This window comes from Bifidobacterium subtile (assembly GCF_000741775.1).
GTDB lineage: Bacteria > Actinomycetota > Actinomycetes > Actinomycetales > Bifidobacteriaceae > Bifidobacterium > Bifidobacterium subtile.
On record NZ_JGZR01000005.1, the window covers coordinates 49753 to 70223 of the forward strand.

The 20471-nt window shown below is 61.4% G+C and carries 12 protein-coding genes and 1 pseudogene; 5 read left to right on the plus strand and 8 right to left on the minus strand.

Annotation, left to right across the window (positions count from 1 at the left end; genetic code table 11):
* Positions 1 to 511 precede the first annotated feature (511 nt).
* Positions 512 to 2062, plus strand: coding sequence for an aspartate ammonia-lyase (locus BISU_RS03870; RefSeq protein WP_226839141.1), 1551 nt, complete (start codon positions 512 to 514; stop codon positions 2060 to 2062).
* 141 nt (positions 2063 to 2203) lie between these two features.
* On the opposite strand, the gene BISU_RS03875 is transcribed toward BISU_RS03870, so the two are convergent.
* From BISU_RS03875 to BISU_RS03885, 3 genes are all read right to left on the minus strand, one after another.
* Entirely contained in the window at positions 2204 to 4546 is a 2343-nt protein-coding gene (locus BISU_RS03875) for a DNA gyrase/topoisomerase IV subunit B (RefSeq protein WP_404801785.1), read from the minus strand.
* A gap of 310 nt (positions 4547 to 4856) precedes the next feature.
* Entirely contained in the window at positions 4857 to 6272 is a 1416-nt protein-coding gene (locus tag BISU_RS03880; RefSeq protein ID WP_024463347.1) for an RNA polymerase sigma factor, read from the minus strand.
* Positions 6273 to 6396: 124 nt separating this feature from the next.
* The gene (locus tag BISU_RS03885; protein WP_024463348.1) at positions 6397 to 7305 is read right to left on the minus strand and encodes a DUF4192 family protein; all 909 of its coding nucleotides are present in this window, start codon (positions 7303 to 7305) and stop codon (positions 6397 to 6399) included.
* Between the two features lie 218 nt (positions 7306 to 7523).
* Between BISU_RS03885 and BISU_RS03890 the strand changes: the two genes are divergently transcribed.
* Entirely contained in the window at positions 7524 to 8702 is a 1179-nt protein-coding gene (locus tag BISU_RS03890; protein ID WP_024463349.1) for a polyprenyl synthetase family protein, read from the plus strand.
* Between the two features lie 86 nt (positions 8703 to 8788).
* Positions 8789 to 11098: a Stk1 family PASTA domain-containing Ser/Thr kinase gene (locus BISU_RS03895; RefSeq protein WP_024463350.1), complete on the plus strand. Its 2310-nt coding sequence runs from the start codon at positions 8789 to 8791 to the stop codon at positions 11096 to 11098.
* Between the two features lie 495 nt (positions 11099 to 11593).
* Here BISU_RS03895 and BISU_RS03900 read toward each other — a convergent pair whose 3' ends face one another.
* From BISU_RS03900 to BISU_RS03915, 4 genes and pseudogenes are all read right to left on the minus strand, one after another.
* The gene (locus BISU_RS03900) at positions 11594 to 13627 is read right to left on the minus strand and encodes a dipeptide ABC transporter ATP-binding protein (protein WP_226839140.1); all 2034 of its coding nucleotides are present in this window, start codon (positions 13625 to 13627) and stop codon (positions 11594 to 11596) included.
* A gap of 21 nt (positions 13628 to 13648) precedes the next feature.
* On the minus strand, positions 13649 to 14623 hold the full coding sequence (locus BISU_RS03905; protein ID WP_033502908.1) for an ABC transporter permease: 975 nt from the start codon (positions 14621 to 14623) through the stop codon (positions 13649 to 13651).
* A gap of 32 nt (positions 14624 to 14655) precedes the next feature.
* Positions 14656 to 15582, minus strand: a complete 927-nt coding sequence (locus BISU_RS03910) for an ABC transporter permease (RefSeq protein WP_024463353.1) — start codon at positions 15580 to 15582, stop codon at positions 14656 to 14658.
* 347 nt (positions 15583 to 15929) lie between these two features.
* Positions 15930 to 17518 (minus strand): annotated as a pseudogene (locus BISU_RS03915) (peptide ABC transporter substrate-binding protein).
* Between BISU_RS03915 and BISU_RS13125 the strand changes: the two are divergent.
* Complete coding sequence (locus tag BISU_RS13125; RefSeq protein WP_233419506.1) at positions 17406 to 17654, plus strand: hypothetical protein; 249 nt, start codon at positions 17406 to 17408, stop codon at positions 17652 to 17654. The pseudogene BISU_RS03915 and the gene BISU_RS13125 overlap by 113 nt on opposite strands.
* Positions 17655 to 18384: 730 nt before the next feature.
* Here the strand turns inward: BISU_RS13125 and BISU_RS03920 are convergent.
* A complete protein-coding gene (locus tag BISU_RS03920) occupies positions 18385 to 19527 on the minus strand; it encodes a tyrosine recombinase XerC (RefSeq protein ID WP_033502924.1) in 1143 nt (380 codons plus the stop codon).
* 605 nt (positions 19528 to 20132) lie between these two features.
* On the opposite strand from BISU_RS03920, the gene BISU_RS03925 reads away from it, so the two are divergent.
* Positions 20133 to 20402: a DUF6725 family protein gene (locus BISU_RS03925; protein ID WP_024463355.1), complete on the plus strand. Its 270-nt coding sequence runs from the start codon at positions 20133 to 20135 to the stop codon at positions 20400 to 20402.
* Positions 20403 to 20471 lie beyond the last annotated feature (69 nt).

A 20471-nucleotide genomic window follows, 5' to 3' on the forward strand; every position in this document is an offset into this window, starting at 1 on the left:
CTCCGCTATTCAATCACGAACCGGTTCACGACACGCGATAGCCCAGCATTTCAGTATTGTACCTTTATATCAATGCGCTCTTGGTGTGTGACTGTGCCGCAACCGCCTGCTTCCTCATTGCGCCCTAGGCCAGCCCGCACGCCCTTCTGCAAACGTTGCAATCCCCGCATGATTACGAATACAGTGCGGGAGTTGTGTCGTCTGGAAGCATGCAAACATCACAATCCCCGCACTATGTTGATCTCAATGCAGAGGTTGTGACGATTCGTGACCCAACGACTGTCCAAGGGTGAACCCCGTTGTTTCCTCGGGCCCTTGGTGGGCCCTCGGCGTCGGCTACGCAGAACCCACAGGGTTCTGCGCTTAACGCTTCCGCCCGCACAAGGGTCTGGTTAGTGCGGGAGTTGTGACGCACACATCCCCCCATAACACGTCGCACCGCACCGATGCGACGATTCGTAACATAATTCGCGATGATAGATTGCGGCAACAACGATGGAAGGTGCCCATTATGGCAGACCAAACAATGTCCTACCAGCCAACATCCACGACCGAAACGCTTGACGCCCACAAGGTTGCACAAGCAATCGTACAAACCACTACGCAACCAGCCTCAAGCAGCACAGCCGATACGGCGCAGACCCTCACCACGCGCCGCGAGCACGACTGCATCGGCGAATTCGAGGTGCCCGAGAATGCCTACTGGGGCATCCACACGCTGCGCGCCACGCGCAATTTCACCGTCTCAGGACGCTCGGACGCGCATCACCCGCAGCTCGTCAAGGCGTACGCCACCGTCAAACGCGCCTGCGCCCAGGCCAATGCCCAGCTCGGGCTGCTCGACGAGGGCAAGGCTCGGCTCATCGTCGCGGCCTGCCTGGAAGTCGAGGTCGGCGCCCTGGCCGACCAGTTCCCCATCGACCAGCTGCAGGGCGGGGCCGGCACCTCGCTGAACATGAACACGAACGAGGTGGTCGCCAACCGGGCCTTGGAACTCGGCGGGCACGCCAAGGGCGACTACGCGCATATCCATCCCAATGACGACGTAAACAAATCGCAGTCGACCAACGACACCTACCCTGCCGCCGCCAAGCTCGCGCTGATCAGCGAGATCAAGCCGCTGGCGACCGCCTGCAAAACCTTGGCCAAGTCTTTCCACGACCTCGCCGACCGGCACATCAACGATGTGACCATCGGCCGCACGCAGCTGCAGGACGCCGTGCCGATGACCTTCGGGCAGGAGTTCCACGCCTTCGCCAGCTTCCTGAAAAGCGACTGGCTCACCCTTGAATCCCTGATTCCCCAGCTGAGCGAGCTCAACTTGGGCGCCACAGCCGTGGGCACTGGCATCTGCGCCGATCTGCGCTTCCGCGAGGCCGCGATCTCCCGCCTGGCCGAAAACACCGGACTACCGATCACTGCAGCTCCCGACCCGATCTCCGCCACCACCGACATGAGCGTGTACATCACGCTGTCGAGCGCATTGAAAAACATTGCCGTACACCTCAAGAAAGCCGCCGACGATCTGCGCCTGCTCAACTCGGGGCCGCGCGACGGCTTCAACGAGCTGGATGTGCCTGCGCGCCAGGCCGGCAGCAGCATCATGCCCGGCAAGATCAACCCGGTCATCCCCGAATGCGTCGACCAGTGCTGCTTTAGAATCTTCGGCATGGACACCACGGTCACTTGGGCGGCTTCGGAGGCCCAGCTGCAGCTCAACGCCTTCGACCCGGTGATCGTCCATTCGCTGCTCGACGGCATGGAACTGCTCGACAACGCGATGATTATGTTCAAGGACAACTGCGTGGACGGCATCACCATCAACGTCGCCGCAGGCCTGCTGCACGCGCAGTCATCCCCTTCGATTTCCGCGTCCCTGAACGCCTCTATCGGCTACGAGCGGGCTGCGCAGATCGCGCAGGAGGCCGTACGCGAGAACACAACCGTACGGCAGGTGGCCGGCGAGCGCACCGAACTGTCGGATGCCGAACTCGACGATCTGCTCGACCCTATCGCTCTGTCGCGCAGACTCGGCCAGACCTGCCGCGAGCGACGCAAATAAGCAGATAAGCACAGCCGGCGTGCAATGCAGCATAACGATGCCGATCTGCAAGCGGTCTCGCTGCGCGGCCGGTCTCGTTGACTCGTCTGCCCGCGCACTTACCCGCCCGTACACGCCGATACGGCTCAAGTGCTCAGACGCTCAGGTGTCGATACGCGAGCGGTCGAAGTCGTCGGCGTTCTCGATGATGAACTGCTTGCGCGGCGGCACTTCGTCGCCCATGAGCAGCTCGAAGACGTCACTGGCGTGCGCCGCGTCCTCCATGCGGATGCGGCGCAGCATGCGCGTGCGCGGGTCCATCGTGGTGTCGGCCAGCTGGTCGGCGTCCATCTCACCCAAGCCCTTGTAGCGCTGCACGTCGCTGTTGAAATCGATGTGCTGGCGGGTCAGCTCGTCAAGCCTGCCGGCCAGCTCGTCGTCCGAGTACGTGTAGATGTACTCGCCCTTATGCTTGCCGGCCAATGCGATGCGATGCAGCGGCGGCACGGCGGCGTAGACATGGCCGAACTCGATCAGCGGGCGCATGTAGCGATAGAACAGCGTCAGCAGCAGCGTGCGGATATGCGCCCCGTCCACGTCGGCGTCAGTCATCATGACGATTTTGTTGTATCGGGCCTGTTCGATGTCGAAATTCGGCCCCGAGCCCGCGCCGACGACCTGAATGATCGCCGCGCATTCCTTGTTCGCGAGAATCTGCGCGAGCGAGGCCTTCTGCACATTCAGGATCTTGCCGCGAATGGGCAGCAGCGCCTGGAAGCTCGAATTGCGGGCCGCCTTGGCGGTGCCCAATGCGGAATCGCCCTCGACGATGAACAGCTCGGCCACATCGTCGTTACCCGGCTGGCAGTCGGAGAGCTTGGGCGGCATGGAGGCGGATTCGAGCGCGTTCTTGCGCCGCGTGACCTCTTTAGTCTTGCGCGCCTGGATGCGCGCGTGCATCTCGCTGGTGATCTTCTCGAGCACGCGGGCTGACTGCTCTTTGTAGCCGCGTTTGGATCCGGCGATCATCTCGCCGAACTGCTTGTCGGTCATGCGCGAGACGATGCCGCGCACCGCCGCCGTGCCGAGTACATCCTTGGTCTGGCCTTGGAACTGCGGCTCGGCGATGCGCACGGTGACGACGGCCACGAGCCCGGCGAGGATGTCGTCGCGCTCGACGCGGGTGCTGGCGTCTTTGAGATTGACCTTGAGCTTGCGGGCGTTGTCTTCCACGGCCTTGCGAATCTGCCTGGTCAGGCTCTGCAGGAAGCCGTCGACATGCATGCCGCCGCCCGGCGTTTCCACGACGTTCACGAAGCTGCGCAACGTCGTGTCATAGCTGTTGATCCAGCGCAGCGCGATGTCGACGCCGCAATCGCGTGTGACCTTCTGCGCATGCAGATCGCCGTTCTCGTCCACGGCCTGCGTTTCCTCGTTGTAGGTCGCGCTGCCGGTGATATGCCAGATGCCGCACACGGGTTCGCCGTGCGAAAGATAATCGACGAAGTCCTTGACCCCGCCGGTGTGCAGGAATTCCTCGACGCGGCGATGGGTATGACCGCCTGACTGCGTGACGACCAGCGAAGTGGCGGAGGCCGGTGTTGCGGATGCCGCGAACTCCCCGATAGGCTGGGCATGCTCGGAGGAACCGACGTTGGCTGTGCCGTCAGCGATGGCGACGTTCCCGGCATTTTCAGTCGATGGCACAAAGTCGCCTTCGGCGTCTGCATCGGCGCCATCGCTGGAATCGCCGTCCCCGGCAGCCCCGTCGACTGTCGCGGCCTCAGCATTCCCAATGTTCTCAGCGTCTTCAGCCGCCGATTCGGCATCGATTTCGAGCAGATCATCGACATCGGCATCGCCGGTCTCGAGAATATGCTCGTCGATGACGGTGATTTTGAGGCCCGGCACGAGGAAGCTGGTCTGGCGCACGCGGTCGATGAGCAGATCGTAGCTGAATTCGGCGGTGTCGTTGAATATCTCGGGATCGGCCCAGTAGCGCACGCGCGTGCCTGTGGTGCGCGGACTGACCTTGCCGATGATTTCGAGCTCGGTGGGCTTGTTCTTCCTTGTGCGCTTGAAGGGCGAATCCGGCGAGGGACGTTGTGGGTCGGCATCCTTGTAGATGCCCGGATGGCCCTGATGGAAAGCCATGTGATAGGTTTTGCCGTTGCGATCGACTTCGACGTCAAGGCGCGAACTGAGCGCGTTGACCACCGAGGAACCCACGCCGTGCAAGCCTCCGGCGGCGTTGTACGAGTCGTTGCCGAATTTCGCGCCGGCGTGCAGCTTGGTCAGCACGACTTCGACGCCGGTGAGCTTGGTCTTGGGCTCCACGTCGACGGGGATACCGCGGCCATTGTCGGCCACTTCGATCGAGCCGTCATCGTGCAGCGTGACAGTGATATGACTGCATGCGCCCGCCAGCGCCTCGTCCACCGCGTTGTCGATGATCTCCCACAGGCAGTGCATAAGCCCTTGGCTGTCGGTTGTGCCGATGTACATGCCGGGGCGTTTGCGCACGGCGTCCAAACCTTCGAGTACCGACAGGTTCTTGGCGCTGTAATCCTCAGCCACTTGTTCTCCTCAATTCACGACGAATCCCACAGCGAGCCATACGACCGGCGCATGGCTCACGCGCAACATACCATTACCGTACACGCGACGAAAAGCTCCCCTCGCCGCCACCTGACGACGGGAAGAGCCTCATCGGACGCCTATCTCGACAATGCCGCAAGCATTGTGTTTTCGGCACCGCGCAAAAGGCATAAAGACACCGTGCAAGAGTATCGATGCAGCAGCGCCGACGCCTGGGTCACTGGTCAAGGAAGTCGCGCAACGTCTGCGAACGCGAAGGGTGACGCAGCTTCGACATGGTCTTCGATTCGATCTGGCGGATGCGTTCGCGGGTCACGCCGTAGACGCGCCCGATATCATCGAGCGTCTTGGGCTGGCCATCCTCAAGGCCGTAGCGCATCTTGATGACGCCCGCCTCGCGGGGCGACAGGGTTTCCAGCACCTGCTTGAACTGCTCCTGCAGCAGGGAGAAGGCCACGGCGTCCGAAGGCGCGATCGCGTCGGTGTCCTCGATCAGATCGCCGAACTCGGAATCGCCATCCTCGCCGAGCGGAGTGTGCAGCGAAATCGGCTCACGGCCGTACTTCTGCACTTCCTGCACTTTCTCGACCGGCATGTCGAGCTCTCGGGCCAGCTCGTCCGGCGTGGGCTCACGCCCGAGATCCTGCAGCATCTGGCGCTGGACGCGCGAAAGCTTGTTGATGACCTCGACCATGTGCACGGGCACGCGAATCGTGCGCGCCTGATCGGCCATGGCGCGGGTGATGGCCTGGCGAATCCACCAGGTGGCGTAGGTCGAGAACTTGAAGCCCTTCTTCCAGTCGAACTTCTCGACGGCGCGGATGAGGCCCAGATTGCCTTCCTGAATCAGATCGAGGAAGAGCATGCCGCGGCCCGTGTAGCGCTTGGCCAGAGAGACCACGAGTCGCAGGTTCGCCTCAAGCAGGTGGTCCTTGGCCTTCTTGCCGTCGTTCGCCGCCCATTTCAGCTCGCGCTTGCGGCGGAACTCCATGCCCTCGCTTTCGGCGTCAAGCAGATGCTGGGCGTAGAGACCGGCCTCGATGCGCTCGGAAAGGTCGACCTCCTGCTCAGCGTTCAGCAGGCTCACGCGGCCGATCTGCTTGAGGTAGTCCTTGACCGGGTCGGCCGTGGCACCAGCAGCGACCACGCGGCGCTTCGGGTTGCCCGAAGGCGTGAGATTCTCGTCATCATCGTCATCGCGCACCACGAAGACGCCTTTGGCCTTGGGAACCACAGGCTCCTCGACGTGCTTCTCCTCGTCCTCGCCGTCATCGTCGTGATCGCCGTCCCCAGCGTCGTCGCTATCGTCATCCGCATCATCGTCGCTGTCGGCATCGAGCTGATCGTCGTCATCGGCATCGTCATCAGCGTCGATGGCGTCCATGTCCTCGATGTCCTCGTCGTTGTCGACTTGGTCCTTGTCCAGCACCTCATCCTCGCCGCGAGCATGAGCATTGCCGGAGCGCACCGGTTCAGCTGCCGATTTTGCCGGCGTCTTCTTCGCAGTGGTTGCGGAGGCGGCCTTCGTTTTTTTCGCTGAGGCCTTCCTCGCCGGCGCGGCCTTCTTCGAGGGGTCACTGCCGGTAGCCTGGTCAGCCTGTTCCATGATCGCCGTCGTTTCCTTCGTGGCCAAACTTATCCTCCTGAGTGATCCTGCCGCAGCACGCATAGCACAAAGGCGCACTTCTGGCAAGGGCAAATCGTCAACTATTGGAGTTAACCACCTCGCACGGACGATTATTCCCGCGACTTTCCCATCACTCCGAAGACGGCCTGCTGCGAATCTGTCGTTTCCCGCTGTTTGCAGGGCCTATCCCCTGCTCCAGCGCGGAACAGACAATCGCTGCCAGCGTACAGCCCTGATCCAGCCCCAAGGCGCGAAGCGCGTATTCAAGGGCCTTGGCCTCGCCCATCCACCATAGGATATACCCGGCGACGGCCAGCGGCTGCACCTTGAACCGCCCGGCCACGGCATCGGCCATGTCGCGCATCATCGCAACGCCGGCATGGCAACGCCGCCTGTCGAGCGCAGCATGCTCGTCCTCGAAGGCAGAGCGCAGAAGCCGGTACATGCTGCGGGCATTGCGAGGATCGTGCGGACGAGAAGCGAACGCGACCATGCGGCGCTTATCGCACTGCCCACGACCCGCCACCAGCGAGACGATCAACGCGTCCCTGATCGCAAGCGCCTCGGCCATGCCGACGGCCAACGCCTCCAGGTCCTGCGTGCTGGGGCACGACCCATCTCCGTCCAAGCGCCGCATCCACACCGCAAACGGCTGTTCGACCCATGCGGCATCGGCCTGCGCGATGCCGTGCTCTCTGCGCTGCTTCCGGAAGCATCTGGCCAATGTCTCGCAACGCGTGTTTTCGCCGGTTTCCTTGTCTCTCGGCCGTCTCAATTCCTTCGGTTCGCCCGTTTCCTGCGCATCACGCCCCTTCGGCTTTTCCGGTTTCTTCAGACTCGGCTTCTTCAGACATTGCCCCACACCGCCATCGACAGCCACGATGCCGGCAGACGCACTGCTGCCCTCGTCGCATGGCGGTGCATCGCCGTGATTCGCCGTGCCACCAAATTGCACTGCGTCTTCGAATTCCTCGTCTTCGAGTCCGCCTGCGCCGACGTGCGTATCCCTTCCGTCAAGCGTCACCGTATTGCTATCCATAATCTCCTCCTTTTTTCGCCATGTCTCATATCCGCCAAACGATTCCATCGCAGCAGAACCATCAACAAGCCAGCCGCTTGGAACCGGAGCCGGTCATTCCACTATGCGGGGCCGCGCCCATGCGGCGCAAGCCAATCCGGGTAATGTGGATAAATGGTTGTGCGCCTTGCAATGACGCCATTCTTGTTTTGTCAGCACGCTGTGGATAACTCATATACATGAGCACAGATCATGATTTGCGCACCCTCGAGTCCCGCATCGGCGAATTGACGGAAGCCTGGATCGCTCCACAATCCACCCAGTACGACGGCTACAGCGGTCTGATGCCTGCAGTGCGCGTACAGGCGGCGGCTTCGAACGCCGGCGGCAAACGGCTGCGCGCATTGCTGGCGCTGTCGGCCTTCGACGCGGCACGGGCGATGCAGGGCAATCCGCAAAATTCCGATGCCGCAGACACTCCGGAGCGCACTGCGATGATCGATCTCGCTGCGGCCGTGGAAATCTACCAGACCTCGGCGTTGGTCCACGACGACATCATTGATGACTCCGACCTGCGCCGCGGCGAACCGAGTGCGCACAAGGCGCTGGAAACAGCGGCCCGCGACACGCGCATCGGCTCCGGACTCGCCATCATGCTCGGCAATGCGCTTGCCGCATTGAGCGCGCACATCGCGCAGGAGGCGCTGTCCAGCCTGCGCAACCAGGCGGAAGGCCTGCGCGTGTTCCTCGCTATGCAACGCGACGTCGCGTACGGTCAGGTGCTCGACCTGTCCGCCGAAGAGATCGCGCTCGACGATCCGGAGCATCTCGTGGCTGCATCGTTGGAAGTGTTCCGCTGGAAAACCGCCAGCTATACTGCCATCGCCCCGCTTGAGCTGGGATTCCTTGCAGCTGGCCTGCCTGCCGAGCCATCGCATCGCTACGCATTGCGAATCGGCGAGCCGCTGGGAATCGCCTTCCAACTCGCCGACGATCTGATCGACGTGCAAGGCTCGAGCCGTTCCTCCGGCAAGCCCGTGGGCGGCGACATCCGCGAAGGCAAGCACACCGTGCTGCTGGCGGATGCGCTGCAGGGCGCCAGTCCCTGCGACCGCGACCGCCTTATCGCTATATACGAGGCGTCGCAACGTTCTGACGACGAGGTGAAGGAAACGATTGCGCTGTTCGAGCGCACCGGGGCTCTGGCGCGATCCGAGCGACGCATCGCCGAGCAGCGCCGGCTGGCCTTTGCCGCCATTGATGCGGCTATCGGCGAGGCTGCGCAGGAAGCCGCGCAAGAAGCCGCTGCTGAAACCACGGGCGATCGCGCCGATGCCGGCACCTTTTCGCCTTATGCTGCAGACCACGCCAGGAGCATTCTGGCCGAAGGCTGCTCGCACCTACTCCCGAAAAGCTAACGCACGACATACGTGCGCATGTAGACTTATCAGTGGTGATCATTTCCGCATCACCCATGAAGACGAGGGATTAAGCACACACCGCCATGACTGAAGCCGCACACGCCCCCGAAGGGCAGACGATCGAAGGACGCTATCGCATCGTGCGCAAAATCGCCGACGGCGGCATGGCCACGGTCTATCAGGCGCTTGACGAACGGCTCGAACGCACCGTCGCCATCAAGATCATGCACACGCAGCTGGCCAAGGGATCTCATCGCGACCAGTTCATCGAACGCTTCCACCGCGAAGCCAAGTCGGCCGCAGCCATCGCGAACGCTCATATCGTCCAGGTCTATGACACCGGCGAATACGAAGGCCTCGCCTATCTGGTGATGGAGTACGTCCACGGCGTCAACTTGCGTCATGAGATGGACGTGCAACGCACCTTCAGCGTGCGCGAAACGCTGCGCATCATCGCCGAGACGCTCGATGGGCTTGCGGCGGCGCATCGCGTCGACGTGGTGCATCGCGACATCAAGCCGGAGAACATTCTGCTCAACGACCGGGGCCATGTGCAGATCACCGACTTCGGTCTGGCCCGTGCGGCGTCGCAGGCCACGCTGTCTTCCACCGGCATGCTGCTGGGCACCGCCGCCTACCTCGCGCCGGAGATGATCGAGCATAATCAGGCCACCGCGCAGGGCGATCTGTATTCGGTGGGAATCATGGCCTGGGAGATGCTCGCAGGCGAGGTCCCCTTCACTTCCGACAATCCCGTAACGCTGGTGTTCAAGCATGTGCACGAGGATGTGCCCGCAATTTCCGGGCCATGCCGCGGCATCGATGTGAAAATATCGCAGTTCATCACGCATCTCACCGCGCGTTCGGTTCAGGTACGGCCCGAGAACGCCCAGGAGGCGCTCAGCGAATTGCGCGGTATCATGGCGGGCTTGGGCGTGGATGCGTGGCAGTATCGGCTGGATCCTGCTCGCGCGGACAGCGCGGATTCCCAGCCGCAGGAGAAAAACGCCGAAGCCTCCGACACTGTTCATACCCCGCTCGGCGCCGCGCCGGTGCCGGTTCCGCCGGTTCCGCCTACGCAATCGAATTCGAACGCTGCGTATAGTGCCGATGTCGCGGCGAACGCAACCGATTCCGCTGAATCCTACGCAGCTGCCGCTGCACCTGCCACGGATGCCGCTACCTATCCTTTAACGAACAGCGTCTCCGCAACGCACATGCCGTTGCCGTCAAAGGACGAGTCCGCGACATCGACGCGCGTGATGCCGCCGGTCAGACAAGCCGATAACCGCAATGCGCAGAGCGGCCGAGACGCCACGCAGACCATCGGGATGATGCCGGCGAAACCATTGCAGCATGCCAACGAACGGCAAGGCGGACCATCCCCCGCTTCGAAGACCGTCACTCGCGGCGGCAGGATCAAAAAACCGATTATCATCGCGCTTATCGTGGTCCTGGTGCTTGCTCTGTCTGGCGGCGGCATGGGCTGGTGGTATCTGCGCGGCCCGGGAAGCTACTGGACGATGCCGCGGCCGAACGATGTGAATTGTGCCGACAACGCGCCGTGCGCAATCGCCGATGCGGCCTGGAACCCGTACGAGAGCACGCTGAAAGTGGCGAACATCCCCTATCAGGTCTCCAAATCGTACAGCGATACGATCGCCAAAGGCCGGGTCGTCGCCACACGACCTGCGCATGTAGGCGATCATGTAAGCAAGCGCGACGGCAGCAAGATCACCGTGGTCATCTCGCAGGGCGTCAAGCAGGCGACGATTCCCACAGACATCCTCGACCCCTCCTCGGCCAACGGCAAGGACCCGCTGGCCGCGCTCAAACGCGTGGGCTTCACCAACGTCATGCATGACGCGTCCAAGGACGAGTATTCGCTGAATCTGCCGCAGAATGCGGCCAGCGCCATCAGCCCGGATCCCGGAACGACGATGGACCACAACAAGGCGATTACCATCGTCCTTTCCAAGGGGCCGATGCCGGTGAGTATGCCCGACGTGGTGGGACGGTCGAAAGACAATGCGCAGGCAGCCTTCGATGATGCCAAGCTCAAGCCGACGTACACCGAGGAATTCAGCGACACCGTGGCGTCCGGCAATGTGATCTCGGCCTCCGTCAAATCCGGCACTCAGCTGCACTGGGGCGACAGCGTCGATGTGGTCGTCTCCAAAGGCCCTGAAATGGTCACGATTCCCGATGTGCGCGGGCAGAAGACCGACGCCGCCAAAAAGGCCATCGAGGCTCTGGGACTGCGCGTCAAGGTCTCCGCGCCGCTAGGCGACATCACTCACACCGTGCGCCTGCAGGACCCCGCCCCCGGCCAGCAGGTGCGCGTGCGCGACGCCAAGGGCGCGACCACAGCCGTCACGCTCACCATAGTGTGAGTTTTCGGCGCAAGATCAAGTCGGACTCGATGGAACAGCTGATTTGCGCAGCATCTCGGCGGAGCAGCTGTCTTGGCGCATGCAATACAGCGCTCAACACGTCACAATTCCCGCATGATTACGAAGCCTATGCGGGAATCGTTTCATCTGAGCGGCCTGAAACGTCACAACTCCCACACTGAGATCGGCATAGTGCGAGAGTTGTGACGATAGATTGCGGCTAACCATCACAAGCCCCGCATAATAGTCGGGAAACTACTGGATTTGTGACGTTCGAGCGTGGATGGACATGAAACAGGAATGCGCATCATCCAGCTATGCAAGCCGAAAACCATGGCAAACCATTGCATGCAGCATGCTCGCAACGCAATGCGCCCGGCCGCGCGTTCTCGCACAGCCGAGCGCATATGCTGTCTGAAAGCCGAATCCCAAGCTGGGCTAGCTCAGACCTCAATCCAAGCTAGCCCAGACCAATCCAGAATCCAGAACCATAACCTAGTCCAGTCCCAGCTCCAGATTGCCGCCGGGGATGGCGTCGAGCAGGTCGCGGGTGTACTGCTGCTGAGGGTGGTTGAAGACCTCGTCGGTGGTGGCGTGCTCGACGAGCTTGCCTTGCTGCATGACGACCACCTCATCGGCGATCTGGCGCACGACGGCGAGATCATGGGTGATGAACAGGTAGCTCAGCGAGCGCTCGGCCTGCAGATCGTTCAGCAGTTCGAGCACCTGGTTCTGCACGAGCACGTCCAAGGCGGACACGGCCTCGTCGCAGACGATGACATCGGGGTTCAGAGCCATAGCACGCGCGATGGCGATGCGCTGGCGCTGGCCGCCCGACAGCTCGTTAGGGTAGCGCTGCATCACCGAGGTCGGCATCTCGACCATTTCCAGCAGCTCGCGCACGCGCCCCATGCGGCTCTTCCTATCGCCGATGCCGTGGATGCGCAGCGGCTCCTCGATCGAGCGGAAGATGGAGTAGGTCGGATCGAGCGAGCCGTACGGATTCTGGAAGACCGGCTGCACATGACGCCTGAAGTCAAGCAGCTCCTTGCCTTTGAATCCGGCGATGTTCCTGCCTTCGTAGGTGACGGTGCCCTCGGTCGGCTCAAGCAGCTTCAAGACCATGTTGGCGACAGTGGACTTGCCCGAGCCGGACTCACCCACGATGGCCAGCGTCGTGCCGCGCTTGAGCGAGAACGACACGTCATCGACGGCCTTGAACATCTCCTTGTTGCGCGGGAGCTTGAATTCCTTGGTCAGGTGCTCGACGGTGATGATGTGCTCGCTGCGTTCCAGCACGTTCTCGCCTTTGACCTGATGCTCCATCAGGTTTTCGACGCTCTCGCCGCGCTCGTGGGCGGAGATGATGCGCTGCGAGGCCAGCGAAGGCGCCGCAGAGACCAGCCGCTTGGTGTACGGGTGCTGCGGGTGCTGCAGCACTTCGAGCGAAGGACCTGATTCGACGACGCGTCCTTTGTACATCACGACGATGTGCTGGGCGCGTTCCGCAGCCAAACCAAGATCGTGCGTGATGAACAGCACGGCGGTGCCCAGCTCGTCGGTCAGCATATGCAGATGGTCAAGAATCTTCTTCTGCACGGTGACGTCAAGCGCCGAGGTCGGCTCGTCCGCAATCAGCAGATCAGGGCGGCAGGCCAAGCCAATGGCGATCAGCGCGCGCTGGCGCATGCCACCGGAGAATTCGTGCGGGAACTGCCGGGCGCGCACTGCGGCCTGCGGCAGGCCTGCCTCCGAGAGCAGCCCTGCGATGCGATCGTCCTGCGTGGAGCCGGTGACGTGGCTCTTGGCGAGCGCCCAAGCCGCGTCGTCGCCGACGCCAGCCTTGATGAGGTCTTCGGCGACGCGCCAGCGGGTCTGCGAGCCGGGAACCCAGCTCTGGCCGAAGTTCGTCATAAGCTCCTCGGCCTTCCCGGCTTCGACGCCGGCCTGAGTCAGTGCCTCGGACGCGGCCTGCAGCAGCCCTGGCAGCTCGGCCGAGCCGATGAAGGTCTCGTCGTCATTGCCCTTGATCGTCACGTCGTCGCCGGCCAGCGCTTTGGCGAGGTCGGAGCGCTTCTCGTGCGCGACGTCCATATTGTTCGCCTTGAGCGACTCCTTGACCTGGGCACCGATGCGCCAGACGGGGTTGAGGTTGCTCATCGGGTCCTGCGGCACGAGGCCCATCTTCTCGCCGCGCAGCTGCTCGAAGTCCTTCTGCGTAGCGTTTGTCAGCTCATGGCCTTCGAACTTGATCGAGCCGCCGACCACATGCCCGGTGCCCGGCAGCAGGCCCAGCACCGCCATCGCGGAGGTGGACTTGCCCGATCCGGACTCCCCCACGATGGCCACCCACTGCCCCGGGTAGACGTTGAAGGAGGAGTCGCGCACGGCGTGGACCGCGCGGTTCTTGTCCGTGGTGAAATCGATTTCGAGGTTCTTCACCTCAAGCAGCGGCCCTTGCGCACGCTGCAGGGCTTCGAGTTTGCTTTCGCTATTCGTTGCATCCGTTACATTCATTGTTGCGCTCATCGTTATCCTCTTGCTCCTCGCTCAGGCCGTACGGCTCTTCGGGTCCAGCGCGTCTTTGACGGCGTCGCCCATCATGATGAAGGCCAGCACGGTGATGGCCAGCGCGGCCGACGGATAGAACAGCACCGAGGGGTTGGTGCGCAGGATGGTCTGCGCGTTGGCGATGTCGCCGCCCCAGCTCACGGTGGTCGAGGGCAGGCCGACGCCCAGGAAGCTCAACGTGGCCTCAAGCACGATATAGGAGCCCAGCGAGGTGGTGCCGATCACGATGATCGGGGCCATGGAGTTGGGGATGATGTGGTTGATCAGGTTGCGCATCGGCGTCGAGCCCAGCGCCGTGGATGCGGTATTGAATTCGAGGTTCTTCGCCTCCATCACCGCGCCGCGCGCGATGCGGGCCGTGGACACCCAGCCGAACAGGGTCATCACCAGCACGATCTTCCAGATCGATGACGAGGTGCGGAACATCTGCAGCACCACGATCGCGCCAAGGAGAATCGGCAGCGCCAGGAAGATGTCGGTCAGTCGGCTGAGGACGGCATCAATCCAGCCGCCGAAGAAGCCCGCCAACGCGCCGATGATCGAGCCGAGCAGCACAACCAGCACTGTGGCGAGGATGCCGACGCTCAGCGAAGTGCGCGTGCCGTAGACCGTGCGGGTGAACACATCGCAGCCCTGCATGTCGAAGCCGAAGGGATGGCCGTTCGAGGGAGGATTGAGCGAATTGTCCAGATTGCAGTAGTTCGGGTTCTGCTTCGTGAAGACGCCGGGGAACAGCGCCACGAAGACGATGAAGAGAATCAGCAGCGCGGAGACGATGAACAGCGGATTCGTGCGCAGCGTGCGCCAGGCGTCCTGCCACAGGCTGGTGGCCGGCGCGGAGTCGTCGATGGAATCGACGTCCTGCAGCGGCGTTTCGTCGATCGGAGCCACATAGCGCTCCTGACCGGGCAGCGCGGAGGACTGATCGAAAACTGGTGAAGATGTGCTTGTCATATTGCTAGACATAATATATGTTCCTCCTCGTCTCACGCGTACCGGATGCGGGGGTCGAGCGCCGCGTAGAGCAAGTCCACGAGCAGATTGGCGATCACGAAGATGAGCACGAGCACGGTGACGATCGAGACGACCAGGTTGCCTTCGCCTTTCAGGATGCTCTGGTAGGTCAGGTAGCCGATGCCGTGGATGTTGAAGATGGTCTCCGAGATCATCGCGCCGCCCATGAGCGCACCGAGATCCTGCCCCAGGTAGGTCACGACCGGAATCATCGAATTGCGGTAGACATGGCGCAGCAGCACGGACTGGTTCGACATGCCTTTGGCACGCGCGGTGCGCACGTAGTCCTCGGAAAGATTCGAAGAGACTTCGGCCCGCGTCAGGCGGATGATATAGGCCATCGAAACCGACCCCAGCACCATGGCGGGCATCAGCAGGTCGAGGAAGCCGGGGTCATTGCCCGCGGTCACCGGGAAGATGCGCCATTTGACGCCGAGGAAGTACTGCATGAGGAAGCCGGTGACGAAGGTGGGCACCGAGATCAGCAGCAGGGAGAAGATGAGGATGACCGAATCGTACCACTTGCCCTTTTTCAGGCCGGAGATGATGCCAAAGACGACGCCGAAGATCGCTTCGAACACGAAGGCCATCAGCGCGAGTCTGATCGTGACGGGGAAGGCCCGCCCTATCTCCGAAATCACCGGCTGGCCGGCGAAGGTCTGTCCGAAATCAAGCGTCAGCGCGTTCTTCAAAAAGAGAAGGTACTGGATGATAAACGGTTTATCGAGGTTGTACTCCGCGCGGATCTGGGCTGCGACGGCTTGATTGACCGGCTTGTCTCCGAACATCGCCTTGACTGGGTCCCCCGGCAGAGCGAAGACGAGCGCATACACCAACAGCGTCGTTCCGAGAACCACGGGAATCATCTGCACGATACGACGCAGAAGATACTTGCCCATCGGTTGCTCCATTCTTCCTTATGACTTTGTGGCGATTGAGGGCGCGAAAGCCCCCATGCAACCGCCAGCAAGTTTGTTTCGCCAGTGTACCGCACCTAGCGTTCGCTGGGTGTTTCGAAATCATCGAACTGTGCGCCATGCCACAATTCGGGCGCCTAGCTCAGGCACCTGGACACAGTGACGAAGGTACAGTGACGAAAACCAATAATCAACATTACACAAAAATAAAATGCGGGGAGAACGCAAGCTTTGCACTTGGTTCTCCCCGCATTCCTTAATTCACATGCCTCGCGTGATGGCGCTAGCTCCAAGCAGGCGCAGCGTCAGCCACGCGGCAATGGCAGCGGCTACTTGGTGATCTGCGAATAGACCGGAACGGTCTTCCAATTCATCTCGAAGCCCTTGACGCCCTTCGCCGCCACGCCGTTGTTGTTCATGTAGTACAGCGGTACGGACGGCAGGTCGTTGAGGAGGATCTCCTGAGACTGCTGGTAGATCTTGTTGGCGTCATCGACGGAGGAGGCGGCATACGCCTTGGTCATGAGCTCGTCGAACTTCGGGTTCTTGTAATCGCCGTCGTTCGAGCCGTTGCCGTCAGCCGCAGCGGAATCGTAGAGCTGATAGAGGTAGTTCTCCGGCGACGGGTAGTCCGGCTGCCAGCCAGTGCGGAAGGCTCCCTTGATGGAGCGCTTGGTGATGGCATCGCGGAACTCCTGGAAGGTAGGAACCGGCGAAGTGGCGACCTTGATGCCCAGATTGTTCTTCAGCTGATTCACGACGGCGTCGTAGAACGGCTTGGCTCCGCCATCGGCGTTGAAGGAGAAGGTGAGCGTGTCGTTGTACTTGGAGATGGCGTCGGCCTGCTTCCACAGATCCTGCGCCTTGCTCTTGTTGAACTTGAGGTTGTCGTTGCCCTTGAGCGAATCGGAGTAGCCCGGGGTGAGCGGCGAGGTAAATTCGACGGCGGGGGTGTTGATGCCGTTCATGACCTTGGCGATCAGCGTCTTGCGGTCAAGAGCCATGGAGATGGCCTGGCGGCGCAGCACGCCTTCCTTGGTCGTGGTCTCGAAGTGCGGCAGGTTTGACGGGATCGTGAAGGACTGGAAGACCGAGCCGGGCTTGCTGTAGGCCTGGACGGTGTCATCGGTTTTGAAGGTCTTGGTATCGGCCGCAGGCACGGTGTTCATCACATCGAGATTGCCGCCCTGAACATCAGCGTAGGCCGCATCCGTGCTGGTGTAGTTGACGAGATCGATGCCATCGTTCTGGACCTTGACGTTGCCCTTGTAATCGGTGTTCTTGACCAAGGAGATCTTCTTGTTGTGCTCCCAGGACTTGAACTTGTAGGGGCCGTTGCCGACCGGCTTCTCGCCGAAGGCCTTCGGGTCCTTGTAGAAGGACTCCGGAAGCGGGGCGAAGCCGCTGTAGCCGACCTTGATCGGGAAGGTGGCATCGGCCTGCGTCAGATCGACGGTGAAAGTATGGTCGTCGACGACTTTGAGGCCGGAGAGCTGCTCGTCGCCCTTGAGATTGTTGGCATCCTGCAGCGCGTCATAGCCCTTGATCTGCGAGAAGAAGGAGGAGTTCAGGTATGCGTTCTTCGCGTTCGCGGTATAGCTCCACGCCTTGGTGAAGGACTGCGCGGTCACCGGCGTGCCGTCGGTGAACTTCCAGCCGTCCTTGATCTTGATCGTGTACTGCGTGTTGTCGGAGTTCGGAGTGATGGAATCGGCGACTTCGTTGGAGGGGTCGCCCTTGGCATCGAACGACACCAGCTGGGAGAACAGCAGATCAATGGCGTTGCCCCCCCTACCTCATTGGTGTTGCCGGGAATCAGCGGATTCTGCGGCTCGGTGTTGAATCCCGAAATAATAACCGGTCCGCTGCTTTTGCTGCCGGCATCGCTGCCGGAGCCGCCGCAGCCGCTCAGCAGCATGGCAAACGACAATGCCGCAGCTGCCAGAGCAAGTGCTTTCTTCTTCATCTATTTCTCCTGTTCAGTAGGGTGCAAGGACGCCGAAGAATCCCTGCTTCATGCAAAAGAGGCCGCAAAAATCCGACCTCCCTGCTGATTGACCTCCATTCTTGTACTCATGCCGGTAAATTGCAATCGCCCTCGCAAAATCCACGCAGACCTGCGCTTAGGGCATATTCATGGAAATCACAAAGCGTATTTGCACTGAGATTTCAATATATCTCCAGCATGTGGACAACTTGGGCAAACGGTGTCTGACCTTGCTTTATGGAGCGAATACGGCGGCAATGATGTTACGAGCGTGTTAATTCATGGGTAATTGCGCGGGCTTGCCCGGATGAATGTGCGATGAACACGTCTCGTGCCATGCATCTCTATGCATCTCTACGCATCTCTATGCACTTGAAGGCAGCGGGGTGACTGGCAGGAAAAAAACCACTGGCAGCGCGTCAGCGTCGTTTTCGTTCCAGTGCCCCAAGGCAACTGGCAGTACAAGGCCGCTTGCTGATGGAGCAAATGCGCATCCTCATGCTTAGCGTCCGTTTTGTAGCGCTAGCTGCATCCTGACGCTACAATCCGGACGCTAACGAAGTCTTACAGACCGTTTTGTAGCGCCGGTCATAATTAGCGCTACAAGACGGACGCTTATCGCCAGTAGTCCACCCAACTGGCAGGAATTGCGCCGCCGCCCCTGAACTCTGTCTTGTTTGAGACATCAATGGGCGATAAAAGGCATAAACGAAACAGAGTTCAAGCAGCCGGTAGAACTTTTGCAGCACTCCACGCCGCAGCGCACCAATGCAGCCTGCGGGCATACGGCACAATGCTCATGCCCGCGGGAAGGCCTGGCCGTAGCGCGCCTTGAGCTGCTCGATGGAGACATGCGTATAGCGCTGGGTTGTGCTCAGGGAGGAATGCCCCAGCATCTCCTGCACTTCTCGCAGATCCGCTCCCCCGTCGAGCATATGGGTCGCCGCGCTGTGACGCAGGGCGTGGGGGGCGATGTCCGGCACGCCGGCCTCGCGCGAACGCTCGTGGACGACGCTGCGGGCTATGCGCTGGTCGAGTCTGGCTGAACGTGCGCCAAGAAACAGCGCCTGCCCAGATTGCTCGCCCATCAGCACCGGTCTGCCCTGCGCAATCCACGACTGCAGGGCGCGAGAGGCTGGCTCGCCGAAAGGCACCACGCGCTGCTTATCGCCTTTGCCCGTGACCTTGAGCGTACGATTGGAGAAGCTCACGTCGCCCAAATCCAGGCCGATTAGCTCTGCCACGCGTATGCCGGTGGCGTAGAGCGTTTCCATAATGGCCGCATCGCGCAGCGTCAGGGCGTGCTGACGCGCGTCGGCCTTGTCGCGTTGTTCGGCATGGCGGCTGTCGCTGTCGTGCGCGTCAGACGTGCGACGGCCGCCAGCATGAAGCCCTGGCTGCCGCGCCTGGTCAGCCCCAGACTGACGAAGACCATCGGGGGCCGACCCCTGCTCGCGCTGCGCTCTCTGTCCTTCTCGTGCGCCTTGCGCCTTCTGTGCCTCCCGCTCTTTCTGCGTGATGTGCGTGTCCTGCGCTTTCTGCCTGCCCTGTTCGTTGCCCACCATTTCGGCAGCGACGTCCTCCTCGACCGTCTCCATCAATCGCTGCGCCTGCGACTCGTTGAGCACCGTAGGCAGCACGTCGGGGATCTTCGGCGTCATCAGCGCCGCCGCCGGGTCCGTGGCGATTATGTCATGCTCATGCGCCCAAGCGAAGAACCCGCGCACCGCAACGGTTTTGCGCGCCATGCTCGAACGCGCGTGCGAGCGCGATTCAGCGGCCAGCCACGAGCGCAGACCCTCGATCGTCACCTCGTCAAGCCGCTGCGTGCCGCGCAGGTAGAGCAGATGGAGACACGCAGTGATATCTGCGGCGTAGGCCTTCAACGTGTTCGCGCTTACGCCGCGATTGGCGCGCATGTAGGTCAGATATCGGTGCATCTCGCCGTCTGCGAGGCTGTTTGCAGACGTGCCGGTTGCGGATGCTGATGCGGCTGCGGTTGCGGCTGCGAGCGAGTCAGCAGATACATCGTTACGTTGCGCGTGAGCAGCCCCGTCGCCCACGTTGCTATCTGCGCTACCGTCAATGCTCATCGCCACATCCGAATCCAAAACCATGCCCTGCCGTTGCCTAATGAACCGATTATCCCGCTTCGCCCAGCATATCGCAGCATCCGCTGCCGCTCGGCGTTATCTACTCGGCGCTGTGCTAGGCTCTATCTGCTAATCTCTATCCACTAATCTGCCATAACGCTGTCTCAGCCGCGCCCGCTGCTACCGCGCCCTTTCACGTCACGACCACGACCATATGCCGTAACCCTTGATTTGGCGTATTCTCAGCTCACTCGTTACCCTTGATTTGGTGTATTTCAGCAGTCTCATTACCCTTGATTCGGTATAAACCTAGTAATTGCAAGGCATGAAAGAGCCTGTTATATCATCGAGTCCTCAGCCAAGCACACTGAACAATTCGGGGTATTCAACTACGCTTGGTGGCGCGATTGTTGTTCCATTCTGTTTCACAATCCTGCATAGAAAGGGTGCATATGCCGATACCGCAGCACATACCAGCTGGCGCACGGATTGTGGTGCGCGTCTATGACGGCGTGGACGGACAGGACGGCCGCATGAAGTTTCGCGATTTCATCGGCCATGTGCGCTCGTGGGATGGGCAGCGCCTCGAACTGACCCGCGATGCGGCGGCCAACGGGTCCCGCCCCGAGCAGGAGGTGAGCCTCGAAGCCGGCACAATCGTAACAGTCAAGCCGATTCCCGAGCGGCAGGAGCAGCACGGGAATCGGGCGGTCAAACCCTAAGACGCCCCCCTCTTCCGAGTCCTTGATGCCCTTTTTGTGACGCCTACTGCGAATTAGCGTCACGAAGGG

What these genes read in the sequence shown, in the direction of transcription:
- BISU_RS03875 (WP_404801785.1), bottom strand. Translation starts at nt 4,546, where the DNA reads ATGTACATCGGCACAACCGACAGCCAAGGGCTTATGCACTGCCTGTGG.
- BISU_RS03920 (WP_033502924.1), bottom strand. Translation starts at nt 19,527, where the DNA reads ATGCACCGATATCTGACCTACATGCGCGCCAATCGCGGCGTAAGCGCG.
- BISU_RS03885 (WP_024463348.1), bottom strand. Translation starts at nt 7,305, where the DNA reads ATGGATAGCAATACGGTGACGCTTGACGGAAGGGATACGCACGTCGGC.
- BISU_RS03925 (WP_024463355.1), top strand. Translation starts at nt 20,133, where the DNA reads ATGCCGATACCGCAGCACATACCAGCTGGCGCACGGATTGTGGTGCGC.
- BISU_RS03905 (WP_033502908.1), bottom strand. Translation starts at nt 14,623, where the DNA reads ATGACAAGCACATCTTCACCAGTTTTCGATCAGTCCTCCGCGCTGCCC.
- BISU_RS03870 (WP_226839141.1), top strand. Translation starts at nt 512, where the DNA reads ATGGCAGACCAAACAATGTCCTACCAGCCAACATCCACGACCGAAACG.
- BISU_RS03910 (WP_024463353.1), bottom strand. Translation starts at nt 15,582, where the DNA reads ATGGGCAAGTATCTTCTGCGTCGTATCGTGCAGATGATTCCCGTGGTT.
- BISU_RS03890 (WP_024463349.1), top strand. Translation starts at nt 7,524, where the DNA reads ATGAGCACAGATCATGATTTGCGCACCCTCGAGTCCCGCATCGGCGAA.
- BISU_RS03895 (WP_024463350.1), top strand. Translation starts at nt 8,789, where the DNA reads ATGACTGAAGCCGCACACGCCCCCGAAGGGCAGACGATCGAAGGACGC.
- BISU_RS03900 (WP_226839140.1), bottom strand. Translation starts at nt 13,627, where the DNA reads ATGAGCGCAACAATGAATGTAACGGATGCAACGAATAGCGAAAGCAAA.